6 protein-coding genes are annotated in these 4,541 nt (G+C 65.4%); 2 read left to right on the top strand and 4 right to left on the bottom strand.

Annotated features, from left to right (window positions below; genetic code table 11):
• Positions 1-216 precede the first annotated feature (216 nt).
• From GWP04_12210 to GWP04_12200, 3 genes are all read right to left on the bottom strand, one after another.
• Entirely contained in the window at positions 217-885 is a 669-nt protein-coding gene (locus GWP04_12210; GenBank protein NIA26308.1) for a hypothetical protein, read from the bottom strand.
• Between the two features lie 280 nt (positions 886-1,165).
• Entirely contained in the window at positions 1,166-1,498 is a 333-nt protein-coding gene (locus tag GWP04_12205; GenBank protein NIA26307.1) for a hypothetical protein, read from the bottom strand.
• On the bottom strand, positions 1,473-1,763 hold the full coding sequence (locus GWP04_12200; protein ID NIA26306.1) for a hypothetical protein: 291 nt from the start codon (positions 1,761-1,763) through the stop codon (positions 1,473-1,475). Before GWP04_12200 ends, GWP04_12205 begins: the two co-directional genes overlap by 26 nt.
• A 94-nt stretch (positions 1,764-1,857) precedes the next feature.
• Here GWP04_12200 and GWP04_12195 point away from each other — a divergent pair, with 94 nt between their 5' ends.
• Both GWP04_12195 and GWP04_12190 read left to right on the top strand, forming a co-directional pair.
• Entirely contained in the window at positions 1,858-3,000 is a 1,143-nt protein-coding gene (locus GWP04_12195; GenBank protein NIA26305.1) for a hypothetical protein, read from the top strand.
• A complete protein-coding gene (locus GWP04_12190) occupies positions 3,001-3,861 on the top strand; it encodes a hypothetical protein (protein ID NIA26304.1) in 861 nt (286 codons plus the stop codon). It begins immediately after the preceding gene.
• Between the two features lie 221 nt (positions 3,862-4,082).
• Here the strand turns inward: GWP04_12190 and GWP04_12185 are convergent.
• Positions 4,083-4,541 (bottom strand): DUF3320 domain-containing protein (locus tag GWP04_12185; GenBank protein ID NIA26303.1); only part of this gene is annotated, 459 nt, incomplete at its 5' end.

Raw genomic sequence — 4,541 nt, 5'->3', positions numbered from 1 at the left:
CGGGCAAAGCACAGAAAGCCCGCTCGTACGGAATCCCGATACTGGATGCGGCCACGTTCTATGACGAGATCGAGTCCGCCGGCCGCTGAGTAGCCTGCGCCGTCGCAGAGACACCCCCGCCGGTGGAGTCGTCCGCGTGGGCGCGTCGGGCCGGGGTCCCTTTGACAGCCGGATCGCTCATCCGTTCTTGTCGCGGGTGGTCGACACCATCGGTTGTCAGGCGAGGAGCAAGGCCGCCACCACCATCGCCAGGACGGCGATCGCGATCACCCACAGGAGTGCTTTGAGCGTGGAACCGGTTCGGGATCGGATTCGCAGGAACACCAGGCCGGTGACCGCGCCGATGGCGGCGAAGACGACAATGATGTCCTCGGTTGCGTACGGGTCGCTGGCGGCGATGCCGGCGCCGATCAGGCCGAAGACGACGGCGACGGCGATAACGCCGATGAGCCACCCGATGCGCCCGAGCAGGCGCCCCAGCAGACTCCCGAGCCCGGAGAGGAACGCCGTCCTCTGACGAGGGGGCATGTACGTGTAGCCGGACTGGGGCTGCGACGGCGAGGAGTAGACGGCCGATTGCGCGGGTCCCGGGACCGGTTGTGCCGGGCTGCTACCTGAAACCTCGGCACCCAATGCTTCACGAAACCCGCACGTGCGGCAGACCCATCCGCCACCGGCCAACCCGAAGTTGGAGCCGTCACCCGGCCGGGCTTCGACATAGGCACCGTCGCGGCTGTCGCAGTGAATGCACCGGTACAGCCATACCCGCCTGCAGGTGTCACACACCGACGTGTTGTTGCTGCGGAACACGACCCGGCCATTGCAGGGGTTCACGACCATGTAGAGGGCCGGACACCTGAACCGCTCAGCGATCATGACGGACATGCGAGCCTTCCCCTCCCGCTATGGCATCAGGATACGGACCCCCGCAGCCCGGAACCAGGGGCGGAAGACCCTATCAGCGCGGGTTCGTCACGCACGTGTACCTCGCCATCCGTGCAGTGTTCACGCCTCGCTGGCCACATCCGCGACGTGGCGTTGTCGCAAGGGCTCACCCAGGCCGCATGCGAGGTCGAGTGTGCCCCAGAGAGACGTGATTGTCGGGAGGTGAACGGGGTTGGGGGGCCGGGTCTTGCCCCTCGGACGATGTCCTGGACATCCCCCGTCATGTCGCATCGAAGGGCACGCCGGTGTCCCAGAACCCGGCGTCTCGTGTGTCGGCGTGGATACTGTTTGCCTCGGCACGCCCGATGAGCCTCCTGGCGATGGCGAGCCGCAAGAGCTTGCGGATTCGTAGATACGGGCTGTCGGGGTGGAGCTGCCTGTAGACCTTCAGCGCGTCGGAATCATCGGTCACAAGGATGAGCTCACGTTCCACGGCGATGGAACCGTCGACAAGTTCGATGAGAAACTCGGTGTGTTCGACGGCGAGGAAGTACCGAAGGACGACCGTGTCGGTGACGACCTTCGGGTCAGCCGGCGACACCCGAATCCTCAAACTCGGTGACCTCCTCGGGTGGTGTGTCCTGGGTATTGACCGTGAGCAGAGCAGCGACTTCATCCACGGCGACGTGCATCATCTCGGCGACCGTCGGTACCGACACGATGTCCTTGCGAAGCGTCGAACTCAGCAGCCTCAGGAACCTGTTGGGGAAACGACGGGTCCCCCACCGGGTCGCTTCCGGTCCGCCTGGCGGTGGGCAAGCGCAGCATCGGCGAAGTGAGAGCACGGGCGTTCCTCTCGCGCCGTCGTCTTTGCGCATGGTCGGCACCATCACACCACAGCCTGTCTGGCCAAAGTGATGTTGTCCAGAACAGCTTGTTGTCTGTATCAGACAACTGTATGATATAGGCAACATGGCGAAGACTCCTCTCCCCCAAGTCGACGGAGCCGGCTCTACCCGTCGCATCATCGAATCGGCGATCGAAGTGCTTCGCGAACAGATCCCGCCATCGTGGTCGATCGCACTCGAGTTCCAGTCTGCCCATCGGACAACGGAGTGGCGACCCGACGCGGTGATCAAGGTCAAGGCACCGGGCAGCCGTCGAGTGGCCCGGCTGATCGTCGCCTGCAAGGCCGACGTGACGCCGCGGGTGGCCGCCGACGTTGCCTGGCGACTCAAGTCGCACTTGGGCCAGGATCCCGAGGCGAGAGGCATCGTCGTCGCACGGTGGGGAAGCCGCCGCACTCGCGAGGTTCTGAGAGAACTCGGCATCGGATTCATCGACCCGACGGGGAACATCGACCTGGTCCTCGACGAACCCGGACTCGTCGTCCGTGTTGAGGGCGCCGGCGGAAACCCGCTGCGGAAACGGCCGGCCTCTCCGAGCCTACGCGGACCCAAGGCATGGGCGCTGATGAAGACCCTGATCGAAGTGTCACCGCCCTACGGGGTGCGGGAACTGGCCAGCGCACTCGCTACCGATCCGGGATACACGTCAAGGGTGATCAAAGCCCTGGAAGAGGAGCGTCTGGTCTTCCGTGAGCGGCGTGGCCCCATCACCGAGGTCGACTGGCCGGCGCTGCTTTCCCAGCTCACGACGACCTATGGCCTCCTCGACGCCAACAAGACATCGACATGGATCGCTCGCGGCGCAATCCGGGATTTGCCGGAGAAGCTGACAGCATCCCGCCTGCAAACGCGTTGGGCGGTCACAGGGTCCTTTGCCGCCAACCTGATCGCCCCGGTGGCTGCGCCGGCAATGGCCATCGTCTACGGTGACGACCCTGCAGAGATCGCCGAGACGCTGGAGCTGCTCCCGGCCGAGTCAGGAGCCAACGTCATCCTGGCCCGCCCTTACGACGAAGCCGCCTTCACCCGCAGCTGGGAACTCGACGGGGTGAGCTACGTCTCGGTCGCTCAGCTTGCGGCGGACTGCCTCACCGGTATCGGACGGATGCCCGCAGAGGGTGAGGCGCTGGTCCAGTGGATGCGAGCCAACGAGGATCGGTGGAGGGCCGCAGGCTTCGACGCGTCCCCGAACCCGCTGGAGCAATAGATGGTCGACTTGGATCCGGAATACGTTGCCGCCCGTGGCGTCCTCCTCGACGCCCTCGAGGCGCTGGCCGACCACCGCGAAGCGATCGTCTTGGTGGGCGCCCAAGCCGTCTACCTCCAGACCGTGCCCCTCCCCGGATACCAGCCGTACACCACCGATGCCGACCTCGCGATCAACCCAAGCCTTCTGGGACCTCGACCCGGCCTCGAAGAAGCCATGCGTCGAGCCGGGTTCCGCCTCAAGGACGAAGATACGGGCCATCCCGAGCCCGGCATCTGGGAGGCCCGTATCAGGGTCGCTCAGAGACGCGACGACCTCGTCGTCCCCGTGGACCTCATCGTGCCTGAGGCTGTGGCGCCTCCCGGAGGGCGGAGGGGTGCACGGCTCGCCGGCGAACACGGCAGGCGTGCCGCCCGCAGAGCAACTGGACTCGAAGGCGCCCTCGTCGATCACTCTCTGATCGAGGTCGGCGCTCTCGACGAAGGGGACTCCCGACGCACCACCGTCAACGTCGCCGGGCTCGCTGCGTTGCTGGTGGCCAAGCTCCACAAGATCGGCGACCGCGCCGATCGGCCGGACCGGCTCACCGACAAGGACGCCGGTGATGTCCTTCGCCTCTTCATGTCCGCGACGTCGCAGGACATGACCCAGCGTCTCATCGACCTGCTGGAAGATGCCCGATCCGCCGGGGCAACCCGTGCAGCCATCGACCGTCTCGACCCGCTGTTCGGCACGCCCCGAAGTCTTGGAACGCAGATGGCCGTTCGTGCCCTGGCCGGCGTGCTCGACCCGGCCACCGTCCAGGCGACTTGTAGGACCTTCGCCGCCCAGGTGCTCGCCGCCTTGGGCGGCGCGGGCTAGGAAGGTGGGTCGGAACTCGTTGTCGGGCCTCGACGCAGATCCGGTCGGAGCGAAGGACGCTGTTCGGGAAGAGCGTCACAGGGACGAACAAGCCCTAGGGCAAACCGTTGCCCTATCAGGTCGTGCATGTCAGGCGGATCAGTCATGGCAGGCGAACGTAGGGCGGCCGACGAATAGCAGTTCCGATCAGGGTCGTCAGGCGAGACCGCACAGCTGTCGGCCTACTCGGGGCCGTTGGCAAGCGTGAGCAGGTCGCCGTTCCGGTGTAGCTTCTTGTACCTGATGAGATAGCGGACAGCGCCGTCGAGGACCTCGGCGATTTCAGTTCCCCGCCGGGACCATCCGAGCAGTCGTGCGACCGAGGCCGTCAACTCGTCCCAAGAGACACCTCGGGCGTCTTCAACAATTCTCAATACGGCCAGTTGCAGCTCTTCATGTGGGAACTCGTGGGCCGACCGCTTCGTGTCGGGATCGTCTGTAGGGACCCTCACGGCCGTCAAATTCCACTTCGGAGGCCAAACGAATCCATAGCGGTCAACTTTGACTCTCTTGGAGCGTTCCGACTGGCTCAGCGCGGCGTCAAAGGCAGCGCGGACTCTCGCCCCGGACCTGTGAAGACCCCACGCCTCTCGAACCCGGCGCAGAAGCACTTCCCTGAAAACCGGACCCTCCCCTTCTAC

The sequence above is a fragment of the Gammaproteobacteria bacterium genome (assembly GCA_011682695.1).
In the GTDB taxonomy this organism is placed as follows: Bacteria; Actinomycetota; Acidimicrobiia; order Spongiisociales; family UBA4744; genus BMS3Bbin01.
This window is presented reverse-complemented; position numbering and strand designations above follow the sequence as displayed.